24 protein-coding genes are annotated in these 22539 nt (G+C 65.5%); 12 read left to right on the top strand and 12 right to left on the bottom strand.

All coding sequences use genetic code 11. The annotated features are described in order from the left end of the window. Positions 1-7: 7 nt before the first annotated feature. Positions 8-808, top strand: a complete 801-nt coding sequence (locus ACQR3T_RS00330; protein ID WP_155293073.1) for a carbon-nitrogen hydrolase family protein — start codon at positions 8-10, stop codon at positions 806-808. A gap of 220 nt (positions 809-1028) precedes the next feature. Here ACQR3T_RS00330 and ACQR3T_RS00325 read toward each other — a convergent pair whose 3' ends face one another. The 5 genes from ACQR3T_RS00325 to pdxH form a co-directional block, all read right to left on the bottom strand. Continuing rightward, entirely contained in the window at positions 1029-2327 is a 1299-nt protein-coding gene (locus ACQR3T_RS00325; RefSeq protein ID WP_032377399.1) for a citrate synthase, read from the bottom strand. Positions 2328-2397: 70 nt separating this feature from the next. Continuing rightward, complete coding sequence (locus tag ACQR3T_RS00320) at positions 2398-3336, bottom strand: carbohydrate kinase family protein (RefSeq protein WP_037175554.1); 939 nt, start codon at positions 3334-3336, stop codon at positions 2398-2400. Next, positions 3333-4262, bottom strand: coding sequence for an aldose 1-epimerase family protein (locus ACQR3T_RS00315; protein WP_428692176.1), 930 nt, complete (start codon positions 4260-4262; stop codon positions 3333-3335). Before ACQR3T_RS00315 ends, ACQR3T_RS00320 begins: the two co-directional genes overlap by 4 nt. After that, positions 4246-5529 carry an MFS transporter gene (locus ACQR3T_RS00310; RefSeq protein ID WP_032378311.1) on the bottom strand — a complete coding sequence of 428 codons (1284 nt, stop codon included), beginning with the start codon at positions 5527-5529 and terminating at the stop codon, positions 4246-4248. The genes ACQR3T_RS00315 and ACQR3T_RS00310 overlap by 17 nt, the downstream gene beginning before the upstream one ends. 5 nt (positions 5530-5534) lie before the next feature. Further along, positions 5535-6209: a pyridoxamine 5'-phosphate oxidase gene (gene pdxH, locus ACQR3T_RS00305; RefSeq protein ID WP_428692175.1), complete on the bottom strand. Its 675-nt coding sequence runs from the start codon at positions 6207-6209 to the stop codon at positions 5535-5537. A gap of 78 nt (positions 6210-6287) precedes the next feature. On the opposite strand from pdxH, the gene ACQR3T_RS00300 reads away from it, so the two are divergent. The 5 genes from ACQR3T_RS00300 to ACQR3T_RS00280 all read left to right on the top strand — a co-directional run bounded on the left by ACQR3T_RS00300 (position 6288) and on the right by ACQR3T_RS00280 (position 11257). After that, positions 6288-7406, top strand: a complete 1119-nt coding sequence (locus ACQR3T_RS00300) for a citrate synthase 2 (RefSeq protein ID WP_428692174.1) — start codon at positions 6288-6290, stop codon at positions 7404-7406. A 69-nt stretch (positions 7407-7475) separates the two neighbouring features. Next, positions 7476-8597, top strand: a complete 1122-nt coding sequence (serC, locus tag ACQR3T_RS00295) for a phosphoserine transaminase (protein ID WP_032377404.1) — start codon at positions 7476-7478, stop codon at positions 8595-8597. Between the two features lie 108 nt (positions 8598-8705). Then, on the top strand, positions 8706-9377 hold the full coding sequence (locus tag ACQR3T_RS00290; protein ID WP_428692173.1) for a rhomboid-like protein: 672 nt from the start codon (positions 8706-8708) through the stop codon (positions 9375-9377). A 111-nt stretch (positions 9378-9488) separates the two neighbouring features. After that, on the top strand, positions 9489-10382 hold the full coding sequence (sepH, locus tag ACQR3T_RS00285) for a septation protein SepH (protein ID WP_428692172.1): 894 nt from the start codon (positions 9489-9491) through the stop codon (positions 10380-10382). Between the two features lie 143 nt (positions 10383-10525). Next, the gene (locus ACQR3T_RS00280) at positions 10526-11257 is read left to right on the top strand and encodes a DUF6928 family protein (protein ID WP_428692171.1); all 732 of its coding nucleotides are present in this window, start codon (positions 10526-10528) and stop codon (positions 11255-11257) included. Between the two features lie 5 nt (positions 11258-11262). Here the strand turns inward: ACQR3T_RS00280 and ACQR3T_RS00275 are convergent, their stop codons facing one another. Both ACQR3T_RS00275 and ACQR3T_RS00270 read right to left on the bottom strand, forming a co-directional pair. Continuing rightward, positions 11263-11532, bottom strand: coding sequence for a DUF2537 domain-containing protein (locus ACQR3T_RS00275; RefSeq protein ID WP_428692170.1), 270 nt, complete (start codon positions 11530-11532; stop codon positions 11263-11265). Then, entirely contained in the window at positions 11529-12332 is an 804-nt protein-coding gene (locus ACQR3T_RS00270) for a TrmH family RNA methyltransferase (RefSeq protein ID WP_032377408.1), read from the bottom strand. Before ACQR3T_RS00270 ends, ACQR3T_RS00275 begins: the two co-directional genes overlap by 4 nt. Before the next feature lie 108 nt (positions 12333-12440). Here ACQR3T_RS00270 and ACQR3T_RS00265 point away from each other — a divergent pair, with 108 nt between their 5' ends. After that, entirely contained in the window at positions 12441-13640 is a 1200-nt protein-coding gene (locus ACQR3T_RS00265) for a GNAT family N-acetyltransferase (protein WP_428692169.1), read from the top strand. On the opposite strand, the gene ACQR3T_RS00260 is transcribed toward ACQR3T_RS00265, so the two are convergent. Genes ACQR3T_RS00260 through ACQR3T_RS00245 form a run of 4 tightly spaced genes read right to left on the bottom strand, consistent with a single transcriptional unit; the run spans position 13637 to position 17344 of the window. Next, on the bottom strand, positions 13637-14962 hold the full coding sequence (locus ACQR3T_RS00260; protein WP_428692168.1) for an MFS transporter: 1326 nt from the start codon (positions 14960-14962) through the stop codon (positions 13637-13639). The genes ACQR3T_RS00265 and ACQR3T_RS00260 overlap by 4 nt on opposite strands. A 44-nt stretch (positions 14963-15006) precedes the next feature. Continuing rightward, positions 15007-15654 carry a response regulator transcription factor gene (locus ACQR3T_RS00255; RefSeq protein WP_032404402.1) on the bottom strand — a complete coding sequence of 216 codons (648 nt, stop codon included), beginning with the start codon at positions 15652-15654 and terminating at the stop codon, positions 15007-15009. Beyond that, positions 15651-16793: a sensor histidine kinase gene (locus ACQR3T_RS00250; protein ID WP_428692167.1), complete on the bottom strand. Its 1143-nt coding sequence runs from the start codon at positions 16791-16793 to the stop codon at positions 15651-15653. The genes ACQR3T_RS00255 and ACQR3T_RS00250 overlap by 4 nt, the downstream gene beginning before the upstream one ends. Next, a complete protein-coding gene (locus tag ACQR3T_RS00245; RefSeq protein ID WP_032404404.1) occupies positions 16790-17344 on the bottom strand; it encodes a CcdC protein domain-containing protein in 555 nt (184 codons plus the stop codon). The genes ACQR3T_RS00250 and ACQR3T_RS00245 overlap by 4 nt, the downstream gene beginning before the upstream one ends. Before the next feature lie 177 nt (positions 17345-17521). Here ACQR3T_RS00245 and ACQR3T_RS00240 point away from each other — a divergent pair, with 177 nt between their 5' ends. Genes ACQR3T_RS00240 through ACQR3T_RS00220 form a run of 5 tightly spaced genes read left to right on the top strand, consistent with a single transcriptional unit; the run spans position 17522 to position 21228 of the window. Next, a complete protein-coding gene (locus ACQR3T_RS00240) occupies positions 17522-17749 on the top strand; it encodes a hypothetical protein (protein ID WP_052070307.1) in 228 nt (75 codons plus the stop codon). After that, positions 17746-18681: an ABC transporter ATP-binding protein gene (locus ACQR3T_RS00235; RefSeq protein WP_428692166.1), complete on the top strand. Its 936-nt coding sequence runs from the start codon at positions 17746-17748 to the stop codon at positions 18679-18681. The genes ACQR3T_RS00240 and ACQR3T_RS00235 overlap by 4 nt, the downstream gene beginning before the upstream one ends. Further along, entirely contained in the window at positions 18678-19451 is a 774-nt protein-coding gene (locus ACQR3T_RS00230) for an ABC transporter permease (RefSeq protein ID WP_428692165.1), read from the top strand. Before ACQR3T_RS00235 ends, ACQR3T_RS00230 begins: the two co-directional genes overlap by 4 nt. A 38-nt stretch (positions 19452-19489) precedes the next feature. Further along, a complete protein-coding gene (locus tag ACQR3T_RS00225; protein WP_428692164.1) occupies positions 19490-20626 on the top strand; it encodes a sensor histidine kinase in 1137 nt (378 codons plus the stop codon). Continuing rightward, a complete protein-coding gene (locus ACQR3T_RS00220) occupies positions 20623-21228 on the top strand; it encodes a response regulator transcription factor (RefSeq protein ID WP_032377416.1) in 606 nt (201 codons plus the stop codon). The genes ACQR3T_RS00225 and ACQR3T_RS00220 overlap by 4 nt, the downstream gene beginning before the upstream one ends. A gap of 6 nt (positions 21229-21234) precedes the next feature. Here ACQR3T_RS00220 and ACQR3T_RS00215 read toward each other — a convergent pair whose 3' ends face one another. Beyond that, positions 21235-22506 carry an MFS transporter gene (locus tag ACQR3T_RS00215; RefSeq protein ID WP_032377417.1) on the bottom strand — a complete coding sequence of 424 codons (1272 nt, stop codon included), beginning with the start codon at positions 22504-22506 and terminating at the stop codon, positions 21235-21237. Positions 22507-22539: the final 33 nt, after the last annotated feature.

Here is a 22539-nt window from a genome sequence, read left to right as displayed (position 1 = left end):
TCACACCGTGAGCTCGTCCATCCGCATCAGCCTCGCCCAGATCACCAGCGGCGAACACCCCGCCGAGAACCTCGAACTCATCGACACTCATGCCCGTGCGGCCGCACATGCCGGATCGGACGTCGTCGTGTTTCCCGAGGCGACGATGCGCTGCTTCGGCGGACCCATCCGAAAGTTCGCACAGCCTCTCGACGGCGAATGGGCCGACGCGGTGCGCTCCATCGCGTCGGACGCCGGCATCACCGTCGTCGCGGGGATGTTCACCCCCGCCGTGGATGACCGGGTGACCAACACACTGCTCGTCACCGGCCCCGGCATCGAGGCGAGCTACGACAAGATTCACCTGTTCGACGCATTCGGATTCGCCGAATCCGACACTGTCGCACCGGGTTCGGACCCACTGGTGGTGGACATCGCCGGAGTTCGGGTGGGCTTCGCGACCTGCTACGACATTCGATTCCCGGCGCTGTTCCAGAAACTCGGCGACCTCGGCGCGGAACTCGTTCTCGTTCCGGCATCGTGGGGATCGGGTGACGGCAAGGTCGAGCAGTGGACCCTGCTCGCCCGTGCACGCGCCTTGGATTCGACGACGTTCATCGCAGCCTGCGACCAAGCCGAACCCGCTGCCGCCGAGGGAAATGCGCCATTGGGCGTGGGACACAGCATCGTCTGCTCTCCCACCGGCGAGATTCTCGGGCAACTGGACGCGACGCCCGGCATGCTGACGATCGACATCGACACCGCAATGGTCGACGCCGTGCGAAAGACACTGCCGGTCTTGAAGAACCGCAGGCACTTCGACGCCTGACGGTGCCGCGAACTCGAAGTTAGGGACGGATTCTGGCCCAAATCCGTCCATAACCTCGAACTCGGCGCGCGAACTCGGCCGTCACGCACCGAGATCGCAGTTATGTCGACGAAACAGGCCATATCACCTGCGTAACTGCGAACTCGGCGGGATACGCAGCCCGCATACGACAACGCCGCCGACTCCCGAAGGAGTCGGCGGCATTGTTGTGCAGCGGGAGCTAGCGGGAGCTGACGTCCTGGTAGTCGCGCTCGGTGTAGCCGGTGTAGATCTGGCGCGGACGGCCGATCTTGCCGGTCGTGTCCTCGTTCTGCTCGCGCCAGTGCGCGATCCAGCCGGGGAGACGGCCCATCGCGAACAACACCGTGAACATGCGCGGCGGGAAGCCCATCGCGCGGTAGATCAGGCCGGTGTAGAAGTCCACGTTGGGGTACAGCTTGCGCTCGACGAAGTAATCGTCGGTGAGAGCGGTCTCTTCGAGCTTGAGGGCGATCTCGAGCAGCTCGTCGCCGTTGCCCAGCTTGCCGAGGATCGTGTGCGCAGTTTCCTTGACCAGCGTCGCGCGCGGATCGAAGTTCTTGTACACCCGGTGTCCGAAGCCCATGAGCTTGACGCCGTCTTCCTTGTTCTTCACTCGACGCAGGAAGTCCGTGGCGTCGCCGCCCTCGGCCTTGATCTTGTCGAGCATCTCGAGCACGGCCTGGTTGGCTCCGCCGTGCAGCGGGCCCCACAGCGCGTTGATGCCGCCGGAGATCGAGGTGAACAGGTTGGCCTGCGACGATCCGACGAGGCGCACCGTCGAGGTGGAGCAGTTCTGCTCGTGGTCGGCATGCAGGATGAGCAGCATGTCGAGTGCCTTGACGATCTCGGGATCGACCTCGTACGGCTCGGCCGGGAATCCGAACGTCAGGCGCAGGAAGTTCTCGACCAGGCTCTTGGAGTTGTCCGGGTACAGGAACGGCTGGCCGACGGACTTCTTGTAGGCGTATGCCGCGATCGTCGGCAGCTTGGCCAGCAAGCGGATGGTCGACAGCTCGACCTGTGCCGGATCGTTGGGGTCCAGGGAATCCTGGTAGTACGCCGACAGCGCGTTGACTGCGCTCGACAGCACCGGCATCGGGTGAGCGTTGCGCGGGAAGCCGTCGAAGAACCGCTTGAGGTCCTCGTGCAGCAGGGTGTGTCGACGGATCTTGTCGGTGAACGTCTCGAGCTGATCTGCGGACGGCAGCTCCCCGTAGATCAGCAGGTAGCTGACCTCGATGAACGACGACTTGCCCGCAAGTTGTTCGATCGGGTATCCGCGGTAGCGCAGGATGCCTGCGTCACCGTCGATGTACGTGATGGCCGACTTGGTCGATGCGGTGTTGACGAACCCGCCGTCCAATGTCGTATAGCCGGTGGTGGCCAGCAACTTTCCCAGCTCGATGCCGTTGTTGCCTTCGGAAGCCTCGGCAATCGACATGGAGTATTCGCCACCGGGATAGGTGAGGGTGGCTTTGGCGTCATTCTCAGCGGGCACGAATGGTCCCTCTCGAACTCGTGTAACGGACACGTACTTGAAGCGGACAGTTCTTACGTCGATAGTGAAACTAGTCTCTCGACGCCTCGGACGCCCAGGGAGGGTCGGCACCGGGGCGCGAAACCGTGATTGCCGCTGCCTTCGCGGCGAACTCGAGCGCTTGCTGCCAATCTTGCTTGCTCATCGCTTTCACCGCGTTCGATGTGATAATGGTCTCCTTCTGCAAAAAGCTCAGCAGAGCCCCGTGCACGGTGTCACCAGCGCCGATCGTGTCGACGACATCGACGGCCACACCCGGCACCGAGATTTCGTCGGTTGCAGTGAAGACCGAGATGCCGTCGCCGCCGCGGGTCATGACCACAGCTGTGACCCCGGCCGCGAGCCAGTCGTCGACGGTTGTCCCCTGCGTTCCCAGCCCCAGCCAGAACGAGTCGTCCTCGGACACCTTGAGGATGTCGATGCTGGGCAACCACGAGCGGAAGCGGTCACGGAAACCGTCGGCGGTGATGTCGCCGCTGGTGCTGTCGATGGCGGCCGGGCGAATGTTGGGGTCGAGCATCGTGAGCTTGCCCGCCGCCCGCGCCCGGTGCAGCAATCCCGCGTACATCGACGCACCGGGCTCGTAGAGCAACGACAACGTGCCGAACGAGAGAACACTGATCTCGTCCGGGAGATCGCCGGGATCGGCCACGAGCCGATCGGCGGTGCCGTCGGCATAGAACGAGTACTCGGCGCTGCCGTCCTCGGCGAGAGTGGTCATCGCCAAGGTGGTCGGCTCGTCGCCGCGCTGGACCCACGAGATGTCGACGCCTGCGTCGCGCAGACTCGCCAGGATCTGCTCCCCGAAGGGGTCGCGCGATATCCGTGAGAGATACGCGACGGGCGAACCCAATCGACCGATCGCGACGGCGACGTTGAACGGTCCGCCGCCGAGCTTGGGCGAGAGCAGCGGCCCCTCGTGCACCGGGACCAAGTCCACCAACGCTTCGCCGCACACCAGAATCGTCACTTCTCGTACCTCATTCCCCAGGTGCCCGACCAGATTTGCCCCGGTTCGAGCACGATCAGATCGATCTCGGAGTTCAACGCATCGGGTGGGCACGTCATCGGTTCGATCGCCAACGCCCGCCCTCGGTCGGGGTAGGCCTGATCGTTGTCCGGATCGGCGGTGAACACCTGCACCCAGCCGAAGCTCGCGTCGGTCCACAACACGGTCGCAGTGCCGTCGGGGCCACGCAGAACATGGTTCGCACGGCCGTCGCCGTCGGGCAGCGACGCACTGAACGGGGTGTCCAGCTGCACGCCCTGCAGCGTGCGCGGCTCCCGGAAGTCGTACTCGGTATCGGCCGTCGGAACCGAATTGCCCACGGGCAGATTGCGCACCGGATCGAGCGGTAGCCGTGTCCCGGCCGAGAGCTCGAGCGTGCACTCGTCGAGCGGCACATCCCCCACTCGGACGTAGGTGTGGAAACCCATCCCGTACGGCGCGGCCGAATCACCGATGTTCTTCGCGGACGCCGTCACGGTGAGACCGTCCGCCGACAGCTCGTGCACCACCGTCACCGTCAACGAGAACGGCCATCCCTCATGCGTCCCGACGTCCACACTCTGCTCGACGCGACTGTCGGTGTGCTCGACCAAAGTCCATGCCACCCTTCGGACGAAACCGTGGCTGGCGTTGTTCCGTGAGGGCTCGCTGATCTCCAACCGATGTTCGACGCCTTCGAAGGCGAACGTCCCGTCGGCCGTGCGGTTGGGCCACGGGGCCAACACCAGCCCGGCCGACAGCGGCGGCTTCGAACCCGCCGCCCACGTCTCGGTGAGCGCGGCACCGTCGTATTCGAGAACTCGCAGGCCCGCTCCGACGGCAGCGATGTCTGCCCGATAGTTACCGCTCGTCAACGAGTAGGTCTGTGCGTCAGCCATGACCGCCATTGTTCACCACCACACCAACTCGGTAGCGAATGAATGCCGGAAGCGCCAGCGCAGCGATCGAGACACCGATGACGACCAGTACGCCGCCGCCGGCTGCGGCGGCTGCCGTCCCCACCGACGCGGCTGCGGCACCGTGCAGCACGTCACCGATGCGAGGCCCTCCCGCGACGACGACGATGAAGACACCTTGCAATCGGCCGCGCATCTCGTCGGTCGCGACCGTCTGCAGCATCGTGCTGCGGAACGCCGCCGAGATCATGTCGGCCCCGCCGCCCAGAGCCAGGAACGCCAGCGCGAACCACAGGGCAACGGCGGTCGCCCCGTCGGTGGCCGCGCCGACGGCGACGCCGAACCCGATCATCGCCACGCCCCACACGACGATGCAGATCAACACCGCCAGGCCTTGCCTGCGCACTCGTGGTAGCCAGCCGGAGAACACTCCGCCCACCACCGCGCCGGCGGACATGGCCGCGAACAACATGCCCAGCACCGGCCCGCCCGATGCCGGATCACCGAAGCTCTCGTGCGCAATCTGTGGAAAGAGAGCCCTGGGCATACCGAACACCATGGCAATGATGTCGACGACGAACGAAGCCAGCAGCACCTTCTGGGTGGCGAGATACGCGAAACCGTCGAACACCGAACGCAATCCGGCTCGCTGACCCGACTTCGCCGGCGGAATCCCCGGCAGCCGGATCACTGCCCACAGCGTGGCGAACAGTGCGATGGTGTCGATCAGATACAGCGTCTCGAGCCCGATGTAGTAGATCAGGATGCCTGCACTGAGCGGGCCTGCGATCGCACCGAAGTTCATCACCGTCATGTTCAGCGAGTTCGCGGCGGGCAGCTGCTCGGCGGGCAGGATGCGCGGGAGAATGGCGCTGCGGGTCGGCTGGTTCACTGCGAAGAACGCTTGCTGAACGGCCAACAGCACCAGGATGATCCACACATTGTTCAGGTCGAGAAACGCCTGCAGCCAGAACAGCGCAGATGTTCCGATCAAACCGCACGTGGTGATCATCAGCAGGGTGCGGCGGTCCATCACATCGGCCAGCGCGCCGCCCCACAGACCGAACACGATGAGCGGCACCAGGGCGAACACACCCGTCAGGCCCACGTAGGCAGAGCTCAGCGTGATCTGGAATACCTGTTGCGGCACAGCAACAATGGAGAGCTGGGCACCGATGACGGTGACGATGTTCGCCAGCCACAGCCGACGGTAGGCCGGAGTCTTCAGCGGTGTCGTATCGGCAAGAATGCCGCGCAACCCGCTCACGGCTGCAGACGCTCGATCACACCACTTGCCACCGTCAGGCGAATCCTGTTGTGCATACGGCTGGTTCGGCCCTGCCAGAATTCGACCGTCTCCGGCTCGACGCGAAAGCCGCCCCAGTTCGGCGGTACCGGTACCTCGACACCGTCGAACGTTGCGGTGACCTCGGCCAGCTTGGCGGCCAGGTCTTCCCGCGAGCCGACAGCGCGTGACTGCTCGGACGCCCATGCCCCCAGCTGGGAGCCGCGCGGCCTGGTGCGCCAATAGGTTTCGGTGGTCTCGGCGTCGACCTTGACCACCGAGCCGCGCACAGTGAGCTGCCGGGCACTCGCGATCCACGGGAAAGTCACCGACGCGTAGGGATTCACCGCGAGCGCACGGCCCTTGTACGAGTCGTAGTTGGTGTAGAAGACCACGCCGTCGGCATCGAGACCCTTGCACAGCACGGTGCGAGTCGCGGGTCTGCCTGCCTCGTCGACGGTCCCCAACACGATGGCATTGGGCTCGGGTAGATCTGCCGCTACCGCGTCGGCCAACCACTGCTGTGCCAGCGGGAACCACCCGCCGGCCAGAGCGTCGACATCGAGGTCGTCGGGCTCGCCGTAGTCGACGCGCATGTGCGCCAGGCGCTGTTCATCTGCAGACACGAACCCAGACGCTACTCCCGCGTACATGCTCGCTATGGTTCTGGCACAGTACGCCCGGATGCGGCGCAGAGCCGGGCGCAAACGCGACGAGGGAGTCCACAGGCCATGGCTGTTCAACACGTTCCCGAGGATTTCGTCTCCGGTCTCGAAGGTGTCGTCGCGTTCACCTCCGACATCGCCGAACCCGACAAGGACGGCGGCGCACTGCGCTACCGCGGCGTCGACATCGAAGAACTCGTCGCACAGAACGTCACCTTCGGCGACGTCTGGGCCCTGCTCGTCGACGGCGCATTCGGCCGCGGCCTCCCACCGGCCGAACCCTTCCCCCTCCCCATCCACACCGGAGACGTCCGCGTCGACGTCCAAGCCGGCCTCGCGATGCTCGCCCCCATCTGGGGCTACCAACCCCTGCTCGACATCGACGACACCACCGCCCGCGACAACCTCGCCCGCGCCTCGGTGATGGCCCTGTCCTACGTCGCCCAATCCGCCCGCGGCATCTACCAACCCGCCGTCCCCCAGACCCGCATCGACCAAGCCGCCACCGTCACCGAACGCTTCATGGTCCGCTGGAAAGGCGAACCCGACCCCGCCCACGTCGCCGCCATCGACGCCTACTGGGTCTCGGCCGCCGAACACGGCATGAACGCCTCCACCTTCACCGCCCGCGTCATCGCCTCCACCGGAGCCGACGTCGCCGCCTGCCTCTCCGGTGCCATCGGCGCCATGTCCGGACCCCTCCACGGCGGCGCACCCGCACGCGTACTACCGATGATCGAACAAGTCGAGAGGACCGGCGACGCCCGCGCTCTGATCACCGGCATCCTCGACCGCAAGGAAAAGCTCATGGGCTTCGGGCACCGCGTCTACCGCGCCGAGGACCCCCGCGCCCGCGTCCTACGGGCTACTGCCAAGAGGTTGAACGCACCGCGTTACGAGGTCGCTGCCGCCCTCGAGCAAGCTGCGTTGACCGAACTGCGTGAACGCCGCCCCGACCGCGCCATCGAAACCAACGTCGAATTCTGGGCCGCGGTGATCCTCGACTTCGCCGAGGTACCCGCCCACATGATGCCCGCGATGTTCACCTGCGGACGTACCGCGGGCTGGTGCGCCCACATCCTGGAACAGAAGCGTCTGGGCAAGCTCGTCCGCCCGGCCGCCCTGTACACCGGCCCCGAACCGCGTACCCCCGAGTCCGTCGACGGCTGGGAACTGATCCGGTAGTCGAAGCCGCGGCGGCACCCGACTAGCCTATGGGTGCCATATTCCATCGACGCTAGGACGCGCTACTCCATGGCCGATTTGCCGATCATTCCCGCCGATCTCCTGCCCGCCGACGGACGCTTCGGTTGCGGCCCGTCCAAGGTTCGCCCCGAGCAGCTGCAATCCCTGGTCGACGTCGGCGCGTCCGTGTTCGGCACCAGCCACCGACAGAAGCCCGTCAAGGACGTCGTCGGACGCGTACGCAGTGGCTTGAAAGATCTGTTCTCGCTCCCCGAGGGCTACCAGGTGGTGCTCGGCAACGGTGGCACGACGGCGTTCTGGGACGCCGCTGCGTTCGGCCTCATCCGCGAGAAGTCGCTGCACCTCACCAACGGCGAGTTCAGCTCGAAGTTCGCCTCGGTGGCCAAGAACAACCCCTTCATCGGCGATCCCATCGTCGTCAAGGCCGAGCCGGGCAGTGCACCCGAGCCCACCTCCGACCCGTCCGTCGACCTCATCGGGTGGGCACACAACGAGACGTCCACGGGCGTGGCCATCCCGGTCAGCCGTCCGGCGGGCTCCGAGAACGCCCTCGTCGCGATCGACGCCACCTCCGGTGCGGGCGGTCTTCCGGTGAACGTCGCCGATTCCGACGTCTACTACTTCGCGCCGCAGAAATGCTTCGCCGCCGACGGTGGGCTGTGGGTTGCGCTGATGAGCCCGGCCGCGCTTGCCCGCGTCGACGAGATCGCCTCCAGCGGCCGCTGGGTTCCGGACTTCCTGTCTCTGCCGATCGCCGTCGACAACAGCAGCAAGGACCAGACGTACAACACCCCGGCAGTGGCGACACTGCTGCTGTTCGCGGATCAGATCGAATGGCTCAACTCGCAGGGCGGCCTCGATTGGGCCACCAAGCGCACCGCCGATTCCTCCTCGCGCCTGTACGACTGGGCCGAGAAGAGCGAGTTCGCAACGCCGTTCGTGACCAACCCGGATCACCGCAGCCAGGTTGTCGGAACCATCGACTTCGACGAGAAGGTCGATGCAGCTCAGGTCGCCAAGATCCTGCGCGCCAACGGCGTCGTGGACACCGAGCCGTACCGCAAGCTCGGCCGCAACCAGTTGCGCGTCGGAATGTTCCCGGCCATCGAGCCGGACGACATCACCGCACTGACGAAGAGCATCGACTGGGTCGTCTCCACCCTGAGCTGATTCCAGGGATGAGCTGATTACCAGCAAGCTCACAGCTGGGGCGCTCCCTTCGAGGCCTACACTTGCATTCAAGTACGCAAGCGTAACGACCTCGGAGGGAGCGCTCGTATGTTCAGGCTCCTGGCATTCGCGCTGCGCATTCGCGTGACGCTGGTCTACTGCATCCTCGCGGCGGCAGGCACGGTAGCGCTCGGCCAGATCGGGCCGCACGACCGGTGGCACGTACTGCACGCGGCGAGCACCAACCTGCACAATCTGACCGACGGCCACCTCGCCACCCTCGTCACGAGCGTCTTTCTCACCGAGGGTCGGGTGAACTGGCTGTGGCTCGCCGGAGTCGCAATCCTGTTCGCCGTCGCCGAATGGATATCCGGTTGGCGACGATTCCTGGTCACGTTCAGCGCCGGCCACATCGGCGCGACGGCTCTGGTTGCGGTCGGACTGTTCATCGGAATACGCGTCGATTGGTTGGCCGACTCACTGGCGATGGCAGTCGACGTCGGGGTCAGCTACGCAGCGGCAGCGGTGGCCGGATCCATGATTCGTTACCTGCCGATGCCGTGGCGGCTGGGCTGGGCCGCACTCTGGATCGCGGTCGTCGCCGTCAGCGGAATATCGAACCCGTCGTTCACCGCCGTCGGACACGCGGTCGCCCTGAGTATCGGCCTCGGCCTGGGCGCGTTGTACTTACAGCGGGACGGATCGATGTTGCGTCACAAGGCAATTCACGCAACATCAGCCGATCGAGTGCAGCCGAGCCCGCAGCTGTCTACTCTCTGATGGAGAAACGATCGCCGGCGGAGCGATGCGTGTCGAACACCCACCGAAACCATCGGGTGAACTAGGGTCGAATTCGACGGTATCGCGAGCCGGCGCGATGAGGAGGTCACAGTGCGAGACTTACACGTGGTGGGTCTCGAGGCCGACGGAAAGTTCGTCGTGTGCGCAGATCCCAAGACCGGCGACAGATTCCGGCTTCCGGCCGACGACAAACTCCGCGCGGCCTCTCGCGGCGACATCGCTCGACTAGGACAGATTGAGATCGAAATGGACAGCTTGCTTCGGCCGAAGGAAATCCAGGCTCGAATTCGGAGTGGAGCGACCATCGAACAGGTCGCCGCCGATTCCGGAATGGCCGTCAGCCGCGTCGAGGTGTTCGCTCACCCCGTTCTGCTCGAGCGCTCGCAGGCCGCGTCGATGGCTCAGGCCGGTCATCCGCTGCGCCACGACGGACCCGCCGTCCAGACTCTGCTCGACATCGTCACCCTTGCCTTCCGCGCTCGTGGCCACAATCTCGACGACGCCGAGTGGGACGCGTGGCGCGACGAGGACAACAAGTGGGTCGCACAGCTGAAGTGGCAGGCAGGACGGACCACCAACAAGGCGCACTGGCAGTTCCTGCCCGACGGGCACGGCGGCACCATCGCGCCGCTCGACGACACCGCACACGAGTTGATCGACCCCGACTTCGGACGCCAGCTACGTGGCCTCGCTCCGGTACGCGCCCTCGCGCCCGCATCGGCAGACGACGAGGCCTCGCAGCAGAGCTTCGACGAGTACTACGGAACCACCTCGGACAGCGAACTCGACGCCGAGACCGTCGAGATCGAGGCCGACGAGACCCCGGCCCCCGAAGTCGATCAGCCGCACGAGCCGGTGGCCAGAGGCCCCAAGCCAGCACCCAAGGCTGCACCCGGTCACGGTGGCAAGGACAAACGCGGCAAACCGGCCATGCCGTCCTGGGAAGACGTTCTGCTCGGCGTCCGTAGCAGCGGTCACAATTGACTTCGTCGAGACACAACTGACTTCGTCGATGACCGATTTACCGCTCGGTGACAAATTGCCGACGCTCACGCCGTAGGCTTCCGACGAAGCTTACGGAGAGAGAGGTGCCGGCAGTGGGGGCCAAAGCGTCAACGATCTGGTACGTGGACACACCGGATCCGATTTCTGTCCTCCGAGAGGCAACCACCTCGGACTGGAATGCTGCGACGGCCCTCGTCGGTCGCCTGTACCCCCACCTGACCGCTGTGCCCCTCGGTCAGGGTCCGATATCGACATCGGCGGGTGTGGACGACGATCACGTCTTCATCGGCTGTTATCCGGGCGTGACCGTGGTGTGCGGGTCCAATATTTCGGTCCCGACACCGTCGACGCTTCCCGAATCCTTCACTCGCCCTCTGGCATCCGAGCACACCTATCTAGTCGCATCGGATCCCCAGCACGCGTGGGGCGCCTTCGCCTACTGGGAACGCGGTGAATTTCGTCGATCGTTCAGCGCTACTCCGGTGTACATCTACGAGGACGCAGGCCTACCGCTGGTGTGGGAGCGGTCGTTCTGGGCCGGTGAGCATCCGCTGATCTATCCCCCCGGAGTGATGCCGGATCCGCAGTCTCTGCCGTTTCACCCGCAGGAATTCGCCGAGGCCGCCAACGCCCAATGGCTCGGATTCCGCTACACCGGTGCCCCGCACCCCGGTGAATTCGATCCGGCCACACTGCCGGTCTGCGGCTTCACGATGTACGTTCCCGGGCAGGAGCCACCGCCGCCGAACCAGCAGAGCCGAGGCTCGAACGGTTCGAGTGGCCAGGCCCCCATGCCGGAGGCCTCGGACGAGACGGCACCGCGACCGAAGAAGCGTTGGTTCTCGCGCAAATAGGCGAGTCAGAAGGCCAGGGCCGCGAGTGCCACGAAGCTCAGTAGCGCACCGGCACTCGCACCGTAGACGGCCCAGCGCCAGACCGGGACGGCGAGCCACCGCAGGACCGTCGGGGCTGCGCCTGCCACGACGATGATGTTCAAGCCGATCGCGAGCAGCGGTTGAATTCTGGCCAGTTCCAGGCCGAATGCCGTCAGTGCCACCGCCACCAGTGTCGCCGAGATCAGGGCGATCGGAAGACCGGTCCAGCGAACACCCGGGTCTCGATCGGTCACGTCAAACGCACCCGTTCGTAGAATCCCATTGCCGCAGCCGTCGCGACGTTGAGTGAATCGGTGCCCGGTGCCATCGGAATGCGAGCCCGAATGTCCGTGGCGCGCATGGCATGCTCGGTCAGACCCGGGCCCTCCGCGCCGAGCAGCAACGCGACCTTCTCCCCCGTCATCGCCGTGGCCAGCGATACGGCCTCCGGATTGGGCGTCAGTGAGATCAGCTGAAAACCGTGCGCGCGAACACGATCGAGACCACGCGGCCACTCGGGCACCTTCGCGAAGGGCACGCGCAGCACGTGCCCCATCGACACCCGTACCGACCGCCGGTACAGCGGATCCGCGCACGCGGCACCGAACAGCACGGCATCGACGCCGAGGCCGGCCGCATTCCGGAACATCGACCCGAGATTCTCGTGGTCGTTGACGCCCTCGAGAATCGCTACCGTTTTCGCGCCGGCCAGCACCTCGTCCAGTTCGAGGGCCTGCGGCCTGTTCGCCGCCGCCAACACTCCACGATTGAGATGGAAGCCGACGACCTCGGCCATCACCTCGGCCGACGTCCGATAGAACGGGACATCCGATTCTGCGAGATCGTCGCGCAACGCGTCGAGCCGTCGATCCACGCCGAGCAGGCTGATCATCGGAAAACGTGAGGTCAACAGGCGCTGCGCAACAAGCACCCCCTCGGCGATCACCAAACCCTTGCCCTCGGGCAGATCGGGTCGCCTGTCCGAGGAGTTGAGGTCGCGAAAATCGTCCAGCCGGGGGTCGAGAGGATCGTCGACATCGATTACATGAACCACCCGCTCATCTTGTCACCCGGTCTTTCCGGCAGTCCGTCGGCGAAGGCCTACATCTGTGTCGACGGGTCGTTCCGCAGGCTCCACTCCTGTATGGAAAAGTGAAGAGCGATGACTACCGACGAATCGATCACCATCCGTACCGCCTCCGACCACGACTGGGATGCCGTCGCGCTACTCGACGCCCACGCGTTCGGCGAGCACCAGAACGCCGAGGATCTTGCCGAGACGCAGATCCTCACCAAGTCCGAGCACGTGTACCTGGCATGGGACGGCGAGACCCCGGTGGGTGTCGCCATGCACTTCCCGATGTCGGTGACCGTTCCGGGCGGCGCGCAGGTCGAGGCCTCCGGAGTGTCCTGGGTGTCCGTCGCACCGACGCATCGACGACGCGGCATCCTGCGATCGATGTTCACCCAGCAGCACCGCGCTCTGAACGACGCGGGTGCGCCGCTGTCTTTGCTGACGGCAAGCGAGGCGACGATCTACGGACGCTTCGGGTACGGCCCGGTGACCGAGGAGATCAGCGTCTCGATCGACCGTCGGTTCGCGCAGTTCCGCAAGGACGCTCCCCCGGCGACGGGTGTGCGGCTGATCGAGTCGGCCGAGGCCACCGAACTGCTCCCGGACATCTACCACCGGTGGCAGCAGCAGACCGCAGGCGCGCAGCCCAAGCCGCCGATCCGCTGGGAGCGCTTCTTCGCCGATCGCGAGAACCGACGCGGCGGACTGACCGCACTGTTCTTCATCGCCCATGCCGACGGCTACGTTGCCTACCGCCGCGGACGCAATCCCAGCCGGGTGGTGGTGGAGGAATTCATCGCCGTGACGGACGACGCGTACGCCGCGCTGTGGCAGATCCTGGTCGGGGTCGACCTGGTCGACACCATCGAGGTCCGGCAGGCACGGGACGAAGCACTGCCGTTCCTGCTGACCAACAACCGGCTACCGAAGGTCACGGCTCACCACGACGCTCTGTGGGCCCGCATCATGCACGTCGAGGCAGCGCTCGAGGCGCGCACGTACGCTCTCGACACGTCGCTGATCATCGCCGTCCGAGATCCGTTCCTCGAAGCCGGCGGTACCTACTCGTTCACCGTGACCGATGGCAAGGCGACCTGCACCCGGGTGGAATCCGAACCGGACATCGAACTCGACATCGATGTGCTCGCCAGCATCTACTTCGGCACGCACCGGGCTCGATTGTTCGCCGCGGCCAATCGCCTCACCGCCCGCAACGAGGAATCTCTGCATGCACTGGATCTGACGTTCGGAACAGCGCGCCCGGCCGTCATGGGTTGGGGTTTCTAGACCGGGCTGTTCGGCTTGTCGAGCGCGGTCGCCGCGCCGCCCTCCATCCGGATGGCGGCGGACAGCGTCACCGCGAGCAGCACCGTCGTGTAGGCGATGAATTCGACGCTGCCGTGACCGCTCGTGGCGTGGTAGATCAACGGTGCCGTGCCCCCGAAGAGCGAGTTCGCCACGGCGTAGCCGAAGCCGACGCCCAGCGCTCGGATGTGTGGGGGAAATACTTCCGCCTTGGCGATGCCGTTCACGGACAGGTAGCAGGTGAGCACGAAGAATGCGCTCACCAGGATGACGAGGACGGCAAGTGGGGATGCGAGACGTGCGGTCGCCGGCACCAACGCCCCGGTGGCAGGTATCGCCAGCGCCCCGAACACGACGAGCAGGGGCTTTCTGCCGACACGGTCGCTCAGTGCACCGCCGACCGGCTGCAGCACCATCAGCACAACGAAGGCCGCGAGCACGAGGCCGGTCGCGGTGAGCTCTCCCCGGTCGCCGTCCGCGGCGAAGAACGTCTCGCGAACGATCGAGGGAACCGTGACGGTGTAGGTGTAGAACGCCGCGCTTCCTCCCGCGGTCAGCAGGAACACCCACAACAGCGGACGCCAGTGATCGCGAAACAGCGCTCCCATCGTGGCGTCCCGGTCCGCCTGCGGTGCCGTCGGTTGTCGCGGGGCGCGATCGAGTCCGCGCGCCCACCACAGCGACGCCAGGCCGGCCGCGCCTCCCGCGGCGAAGGCGAGGCGAAAGCCCCACTCGGAGATTGCCGCGCGGTCGGTGCTCGCGAGCAGCACGAGTAGACACGCCTGCGCGAGCACGAGGCCGCCGACGATGGTCGCGGCCTGGAACGAGGCGAAGAATCCGCGATGACCTCGCGTGCCCGACTCGGAGAGCAACACCGTCGCCGCCGCATATTCACCACCGGTTGCGATGCCTTGGACGATGCTCACGACCGCGAGGATCACCGCTGCCCAGGCACCGATGTCGTGGACCGTGGGAGTGACCGCCAGAGCAACCGATCCGGCCGACATGAGCGTGACCGCCGCGACGAGCGCGAACTGTCGGCCTCGCACGTCCGCGAGCCTGCCGAACAGCCACGAGCCGAGCGGGCGCACGACGAAGGTCAGTGCGAAGAGTCCGTAGACGTACACGAGTGAGTTCGTCGAGGCGGGATCGAAGAATTCGGTCCGAAAGTACGGCGCGAACGTGGCGTAGAGGTACAGGTTGAACCACTGCACGAGGTTCGGCACCGAGCCCACCAGAATGACGCGCATCTGTGTACGACGGCCGAGCCCAACTGCAGGCCTCTCCGGGTCGGTGCGATTCACGAGCTGAAAGTACCCGAACACGTGCGTTCCCGCAGGTGAGCCGCTTATCCCGCCAAACCGTGGGTGAATGCGAAGTGCACGGCCTGAGCCCGGTCACGTAGTTGTGCCTTGGCGAACAGATGATTGATATGTGTTTTGACCGTCGCCTCGCTCACGAACATCTGCTGAGCGATCTCCCGATTCGAGAGGCCGGCGGCGATCGCGCGTAGGACGTCCAGCTCGCGTGGCGTCAACCCGGCCGGGATCTGCTGCGTGCGAGGCGCTTCGACGGCTCCGAGCAATCGTGCCTGGACCTCCGGGTTCAGCACCGCCTGCCCCGCTGCGGCCGCTCGCAATGCCGCCGCGATCTCGACCCGTCCGGCGTCCTTGGTGAGATATCCGCGTGCGCCTGCGCCGAGTGCATCGAGTATCGAGCGTTCGTCCGAGAAGGTCGTCAACACCACCACGGGCAAATCGGGGAAGCGCCCCTTCAGGATTCGCGTCGCTTCGATTCCGTCGGTTCCCGGCATCCGCAGATCCATCAGCACTACGTCGAGGGGATCGTCGCTCATCGCCGCGGTCACCTCGGTGACCGCACTCGCTCCGTCGGCAGCGGTCGCAACCACGGTGATGTCCTCTATCAGGTCCAACATCGTGGCCAGCGCCTCACGCACCGACGCCTGATCGTCGGCGATCACTATCCGAATGCTCATGCTCTCGTTTCCGTATCCGGTTCAGCGCGGTTGTGCACAGGAATCCAGGCACGCACAATCCAACCGCGCCCGTCGGGACCAGCAGTGACCGACCCGCCGACGAGCGCGGCGCGCTCGCGCATACCGACAAGACCCATCCCGGTGCTCTCGACCGGGTCCGGTTGCGACAGGGCCGGGCCGTTGGCCACGGAGAGTTCGACCGATCCGGCATCGAACCGAAGCACCACATCGACAGCAGCCCCGGGGGCGTGGTTGCGTGCGTTGGTCATCGCCTCCTGCGCGCACCGAACCATGAACTGGGCCTGCGGAGTATCGAGATCGCGAGCCGTGCCGTCGACACGGAAGCTCGCGTCCTCGCCCACGAGAGCGGCCAACGTCGGCACGAGGGGCAGCGCATCCTGACGCAAAGTCTGCACGGCACGGCGGGTCTCGGTGAGTCCTTCCCGAACGAGACTCTGCGCCTTGCCCACTGCCGCTCTGGCCTCCTCGGCACGGCCGGCGTCGAGCAACGCGTCGGCGACTTCGAGTTGCATGTTGACCCCGGACAGCGAGTGAGCGAGTACGTCGTGAATGTCGCGGGCGATGCGGGCACGCTCGGCCAGGGCATGCTCGCGGAGTTCGGCATCGGTGGCGCGGCGCGCATTACGCAGTGCGTCCAGCCGACTGCGCCGTGAGTACCCGATCAGCACCGGCCAACCCGCGAACAACCCTGTAGCCCAAGGCCATCCGTCGACACCATTGTGTTCGGCGATCAACAGCGCGGTTGCGCACGCCACGCTGATCGCGATCGCGAACGGGAACGAGACGGACGGCTTGAATCGCCACCCCGCATGTCCCGCAATCAGAAACGGGAACAGCGTTGCCGCAGTGGTGCCCCCGAGGGGAAGCATCGCTGCAGACGCGACCAGCGCGACACCCGCACCGACCAGAGACGAACGCGGACCGACGAACCGCCGCGGAATCGCCGATGCCAGCAGCACGACACTGTTGACGACGAGCAGCGCGAGCAGAAGCGGATTGCTCAGGTCCGATGTGGCGAACGCCGCGACGATCACGATGGCCGCAACATACGGCCGGCTCGACAGCCTGAGGCTGTCGAGCGTGGGCAACCGTACGTCGGGGTTGGGTGCCGATGTCACCGAATCTTCGTTCCTCCGCCGCGAACCCGATTGTGCATGTCGGACAGCGTAGGCGAGATCGTGTGGTGACCGGACTTGTCGGCACGCCAGACGATGGTGGCGTCGGAGTGCATGGCGCGGTAGAGAACGGCGATCGACTCGGCGAGGAATCCGATGCCCACGGCCAGCATCGTGGCCTGACCGGCGACGGACGCCGCGGTCGGATCGATGGCGCTCTCCACCGGAATCAGCAGCACGCGGACGGCGATGGCGGCGATCCACAGGCCGATCGACGCGACCGAGTACCGCATCCAGGCCGTCCCGTCCCGCTCGGAGATTCTGACGGTGTAGCCGCGGATCACCCCGAAGCCCACGCCGACGATGCAGCCGAGGAGGAGGAACCCGATGGCCGTGGCCGACAGGTCCGTGGAGTTCAGTGATGCCAACCCGACGAGGGCCAGAATCGCCGGCAACACCAGCATGCGCCGGGCTTCCATGAGCTGGCCGGTCATGCGCCGCACCAGCAGGTATCCGACCAGGAGGACTACGAGAGCAATCGTTGCAATGTTCATGGCAGTAACGCTACGAAGATCGCGGTGGTGGCGAATCGACCCACGGGTGGAGATCGGGTGGAGGGACAGGAGCTGCACGACCCATGACTTTTGTCATGGCTGGACCGTGACGGTGTCACTTCAGGTCATGATGCGCTGCACTGTTTTCGGTGGTCCGGGCGCAGCAGACTCGTAGTCATGAAGCAACCAGACGAAGGAAATCTGTTCACCGATCTGATGGAGCTCGGACCGGCTCCGACCATGGCGCGTGAGATCGTCGTCATCGTCATCAGTCTCGCCATTGTCGCCGTGCTGTTCGCGGTTGTCGGTACGTCGCTTCCGGCGTTCGTCGCACTCGGCGTCATCGTCGCCTTCATGGGCGTCCGGTTCGTCATCGGACTGCGCCAGTGGGGAAAGCAATCATGACCATCATCGACGTCGACGGCATGACGCGTCGCTACGGCTCGGGCAAGAATGCGTACGAGGCCGTCCAGGCTCTCGATCTGCATATCGCCGAGGGTGAGCTGTTCGGACTACTGGGCACCAACGGTGCCGGCAAGACCTCGACTCTCGAAGTGATTCAGGGTCTTTCGCGGCCCAGCAAGGGCACGGTACGGATCATGGGAATGGATCCTGTGGCCGATCGCCGTAAGGTGCGGCCGGCTCTGGGCATCATGTTGCAGAAGGGTGGCCTGCCACAGGATCTGACGACCGCCGAGAGTCTGCGGATGTGGGCCGGCACCTGCAGCGATCCGTTGCCGGTGACCGAGGTACTCGATCGCGTCGACCTGGCCGATCGCGCCGATACTCGGGTGAAGTTTCTCTCCGGCGGCGAGCAGCGCCGGCTGGACCTCGCCTGCGCGATCATCAGCCGTCCGCGCATCCTGTTCCTGGACGAGCCCACCACCGGTCTCGACCCCGAAAGTCGCCGCAACACATGGCGATTGATTCAAGAGCTGAAGAACTCCGGCGTGACGATCATGTTGACGACGCACTACCTGGACGAGGCCGAGTCGCTGTGCGACCGACTCGCGATCATGCACCGCGGCAGGGTTGTTCGCAGTGGCACCGTGGACGAGGTGGTCGCCGATCACCCGGCGAAGATCGAACTGAAGGCCCCGGGCACGGCACTGCCGTCGCTGCCGGGCACGTCCATGGACGTCTCGGGTGACACGATCTCGATCCAGACGTCCTCGGTACAAGACACCTTGACCGACCTGCTGCTGTGGGCTCGCACCAGCGGGGTGACCCTGCACGGTCTCGACGCCCGAGCGGCATCGCTGGAGACCGTGTTCCTTTCCATCGCAGACGAATTCGACAATTCGGACTTCACAGACCAGAAGGTGATGAGCGCATGAACACGATGACCGCCCTGTCGCGAGCAGAGTTCACACTGCTCGGACGCAACCGAGTACTGCTGTTCAACGCGGTCGTCATGCCGTTGATCTTCCCCGTCGTGCTGCTGATCGTCGGCAGCCGGGGCGACGACGGACTGACCGACACCGGCGTCGGTGCCGCGCTCGAGATCTTCGCCCTGTTCCTGTTGGTGTTCATGGTCTACTACAACATGCTCTCGATCTACGCCACACGTCGAGACGAGTTGGTGCTCAAACGACTTCGTACCGGGGAGAGCTCGGACGTTCAGATTCTGCTCGGCCCGGCGATACCCTCACTGATCCTCACCGTCGCACTCGGTCTGATCGTCGGTGCCGTGGTGGTGGCCTTCGGCGGCCCGGTTCCCACCAATGCTTTGCTCGTCGCCGTTGCCCTTCTCGGTGGTGCCGCATTGTTCGCCGCTCTGGCATTGATCACGTCTGCCTTCACCCGCAACGCCGAAGCGGCGCAGATCACCAGCCTGCCGGTCATCCTGATCGCCATGGCCGGTTCGTCCCTGCTGCGCGACGTACTTCCGGATTCGCTGAGCAAGGTCATCGAACTGACTCCGATGGCGGCCGTGTCGGACCTGCTGAACTTGGGCTGGTTCGGTACCACCACGCCCGGCGACACATCGATCGGATTCGCCGGCACCTTCGGCGAGGCCGCAATGCCTCTCGCGGTGATGCTCGCCTGGATCGTCGGGAGCGTACTCATCGCCCGTACGCACTTTCGGTGGGAACCGCGGTCCTAGATCGCACCTTTCGTCGTCCGTCTGCAAGGCTGGAGATCATGAAGCTGTACGAGTACCTCAACCCACTGCACGGCTGGAACGAGAGCAGTGCAGTGGACAAGGTACGCGTCTACACCCGCCAGTCCTTCCTGCTCATCACCGTCGGTGTTGCCGGCGGCGCGATGCTGACAACGCTTCAGTACGACGACTACCTATCGACGGCGGCGGCAGCGGTGTGTGCCGCCGCTGCTTTCGTCGTTGTGCAGCGCACCCCCGAGCTCGGCGGCGAGTCGACGGCCAATCCACGAATCCCGTTGGCGATCATGGCCGTCGCCGCCGTCGTGCTGGTTGCCGGAGGGACCACGAGCAACGCACTGTGGGCCGCCGTACTCGTCACCACTGCGGTCGCGACCCTGATTCCGTTGCGATGGTCCCTGGCCGCAGCCGCGGCGGCCGCTGCGCTTGCGGCGGCTCTGGGAACCCCGGCAGTGGAAACTCTGATACTCGGCATCTTCATCGCCTTCATGGCGTTCACCGTCCAACTGTCGGCGTGGTTGCTGCGCATCGTCACCGAGCTCGACGCCACCCGCGACGCCGCCGCCGCCCTCTCGGTGGCCGAGGAGCGTTTGCGATTCTCGCGAGATCTGCACGACGTCGTCGGACGCGCACTCTCGGCCATAGCCGTCAAGAGCGAACTCGCCGCGACGCTGGCTCGTCGGGGGGACGACCGAGCGGCCGGCCAGATGGACGAGGTTCGCATTCTGGCCCAGGAATCCATGGCCGACGCCAGAAAGCTGGTTCGGGGCTACCGATCGGTCGATGTTGCGTCGGAACTCGACGGAGCTCGATCGCTGCTGTCCGCGGCAGGCATCTCCACCGAACTGGTCGGCGAGACCTCGGTCCTGTCCGAGCGTGCGGCCGAGGCGGCCGCCTGGGTGGTCCGCGAGGGAGTGACGAACATTCTGCGACATTCCGCGGCTACCTACTGCCGGATCGAGCTGACCGACAACAGCATTCGACTGATCAACGATCATCCGCAACCATCGACCGGCCGCGACGACGGCACCGGCCTGAGCGGCCTGCGCGAAAGGTTGGTCGCAGTCGGAGGCACCGTGTCGGCGGAGAAGACCAGCGACGACTTCACCCTCACGGCGATGTTGCCGACATCGCCCCAGAACCAGAGGACCACACCATGATCCGAGTCCTGTTGGCCGACGACGAAAATCTGATTCGATCGGCGCTCGCGACCATGCTCGATCTCGAGGACGATATCGAGATCGTCGGTCAAGCCGACTCCGGCGAGACAGCACTGACCGTGGCGGCCACCCTCGCACCCGACGTGGCCGTGCTGGACTTGCAGATGGGCGGGATCGACGGCATCGAGACGGCCCAGAAGATTGCCGAGACACTGCCCGCCTGCGCGTCGATCATCGTCACCAGTCACGGTCGGCCGGGTTACCTGAAGAAGGCGCTCGAAGCAGGCGTACGGGGGTTCCTGCCGAAGACCACCTCGGCCGCCACCCTGGCCGAGGTGGTGCGCACCGTGCACGGCGGCGGGCGCTACGTCGATCCGACACTCGCCGCGGAAGCCATCGGGGCCGGGGACTCACCGCTCACACCGCGTGAGGCCGATGTGCTCGAGTTTGCCGCCGACGGCGCATCGATCGCGGAGATCGCCCAGCGCGCGCATCTGTCGCCGGGGACCACACGTAACTACCTGTCGGCGGCGGCCGCGAAACTCGGGGCGGCGAACCGGCACGAGGCCTGCGCACTGGCCCGACGCCACGGGTGGATCTGACGAGCGTCAGACCTTGCTTCCGACGGCCACCGTGTCGAGGGTGGGCAGCCGGTGACCGTCGGCGGGCGGCACCACGGTGATCCGCAAGTTGTTGTGCCGCAGCAGATACACGGCTGCGAAGAGACCCGTCGCCAGTGAGATGACGCCGCCGAACACGAGCGGTGCGCGTGGATCGAGGACGTCGGCGAGCCAGCCGAGCACCGGGCTGCCCAGCGGGGTTCCGCCCAGGAAGCACAGCATGTAGATGCCCATCACGCGCCCGCGCATGTCGGACGGTACCGACATCTGCAGAATGTTCATCGCCGACGTCGTGAACGTCAGCGTCAACGCGCCGGTGGGCACCAACAGAATGGCCACCAGAACGTAATTTGGCATCAACCCCACGAGCAGCTCGAACAGCCCGAACGCGATGACGGCACCGATGAAGAGCCGTAATCGCGGGGCCGTGGCGCGCCGGGCCGCCAGGGTCGCTCCCGCCAACGTGCCGACCGCGAGGGTGGTCGACAGCAAACCGTATGCGTCGGCTCCGCTGCCGAACGTGTTGCGCGCCAACACCGACAGACTCAGGGGAAAGTTGAGACCGAACGTCGAGACCATGAACACCGTCGCCAGCAAGACGCGAAGGTCGCCCCGCCCCCACACGTACCGGAAGCCTTCACGCACCTGCCCTTTGGCTCGCGGGGCGGGTTCGACGCGGAAGAGCTGACCGACGTTCATCGCCACGAGGGCACCGAACACCGCGGCGAACGACACCGCGTTGATGAGAAACACCCAGCCGGTACCGACGAGGGTGATGAGCACTCCGGACACAGCAGGCCCGACGATCCGCGCCATGTTGAACGTCATCGAGTTCAACGCGATCGCGTTGGAGAGAGTTTCCTTGCCGACCATCTCGATGGTGAAAGATTGCCGCACCGGCGCGTCGATGGCGGACGAGCAGCCGAGGATGAAGGCGATGACGTAGACGTGCCACAGCTCGACCATGTTGCCGACGTCGAGCACGCCGAGCACCAGACCACAGACTGCGGCGAACACCTGGGTGATCATGAGGAGTTTGCGCTTGTCGTACCGGTCTGCCAGTACCCCACCCCAGACCGAGAGAAACAGCGTCGGCCCGAATTGCAGGGCCATGACTATGCCGACGGCGAAGCCGTTGCCGCCGGACAGCGTCAGTACGAGCCAGTCCTGGGCAACCCGCTGCATCCACGTTCCCACCAGCGAGACGATCTGCCCCGACGCCCACAATCGGTAGTTGCGAGTCTTCAGAGCAGCGAACATCGACGAACCGGATGTAGAGGAAGCAGGGGCCAC

Source organism: Rhodococcus sp. IEGM1428 (genome assembly GCF_050321865.1).
In the GTDB taxonomy this organism is placed as follows: domain Bacteria; phylum Actinomycetota; class Actinomycetes; order Mycobacteriales; family Mycobacteriaceae; genus Rhodococcoides.
The sequence above is the reverse complement of the archived record's forward strand: the minus strand, read 5'-3'. Positions and strand labels throughout refer to the sequence as shown.

Coding starts and splice junctions, on each gene's coding strand:
- ACQR3T_RS00315 (WP_428692176.1), bottom strand. CDS start 4,262: ATGGCGGTCATGGCTGACGCACAGACCTACTCGTTGACGAGCGGTAAC.
- pdxH (WP_428692175.1), bottom strand. CDS start 6,209: ATGTACGCGGGAGTAGCGTCTGGGTTCGTGTCTGCAGATGAACAGCGC.
- ACQR3T_RS00265 (WP_428692169.1), top strand. CDS start 12,441: ATGACTACCGACGAATCGATCACCATCCGTACCGCCTCCGACCACGAC.
- ACQR3T_RS00235 (WP_428692166.1), top strand. CDS start 17,746: ATGACCATCATCGACGTCGACGGCATGACGCGTCGCTACGGCTCGGGC.
- ACQR3T_RS00215 (WP_032377417.1), bottom strand. CDS start 22,506: ATGTTCGCTGCTCTGAAGACTCGCAACTACCGATTGTGGGCGTCGGGG.
- serC (WP_032377404.1), top strand. CDS start 7,476: ATGGCCGATTTGCCGATCATTCCCGCCGATCTCCTGCCCGCCGACGGA.
- ACQR3T_RS00245 (WP_032404404.1), bottom strand. CDS start 17,344: ATGAACATTGCAACGATTGCTCTCGTAGTCCTCCTGGTCGGATACCTG.
- ACQR3T_RS00230 (WP_428692165.1), top strand. CDS start 18,678: ATGAACACGATGACCGCCCTGTCGCGAGCAGAGTTCACACTGCTCGGA.
- ACQR3T_RS00255 (WP_032404402.1), bottom strand. CDS start 15,654: ATGAGCATTCGGATAGTGATCGCCGACGATCAGGCGTCGGTGCGTGAG.
- ACQR3T_RS00225 (WP_428692164.1), top strand. CDS start 19,490: ATGAAGCTGTACGAGTACCTCAACCCACTGCACGGCTGGAACGAGAGC.
- ACQR3T_RS00240 (WP_052070307.1), top strand. CDS start 17,522: ATGAAGCAACCAGACGAAGGAAATCTGTTCACCGATCTGATGGAGCTC.
- ACQR3T_RS00220 (WP_032377416.1), top strand. CDS start 20,623: ATGATCCGAGTCCTGTTGGCCGACGACGAAAATCTGATTCGATCGGCG.
- ACQR3T_RS00290 (WP_428692173.1), top strand. CDS start 8,706: ATGTTCAGGCTCCTGGCATTCGCGCTGCGCATTCGCGTGACGCTGGTC.
- ACQR3T_RS00300 (WP_428692174.1), top strand. CDS start 6,288: ATGGCTGTTCAACACGTTCCCGAGGATTTCGTCTCCGGTCTCGAAGGT.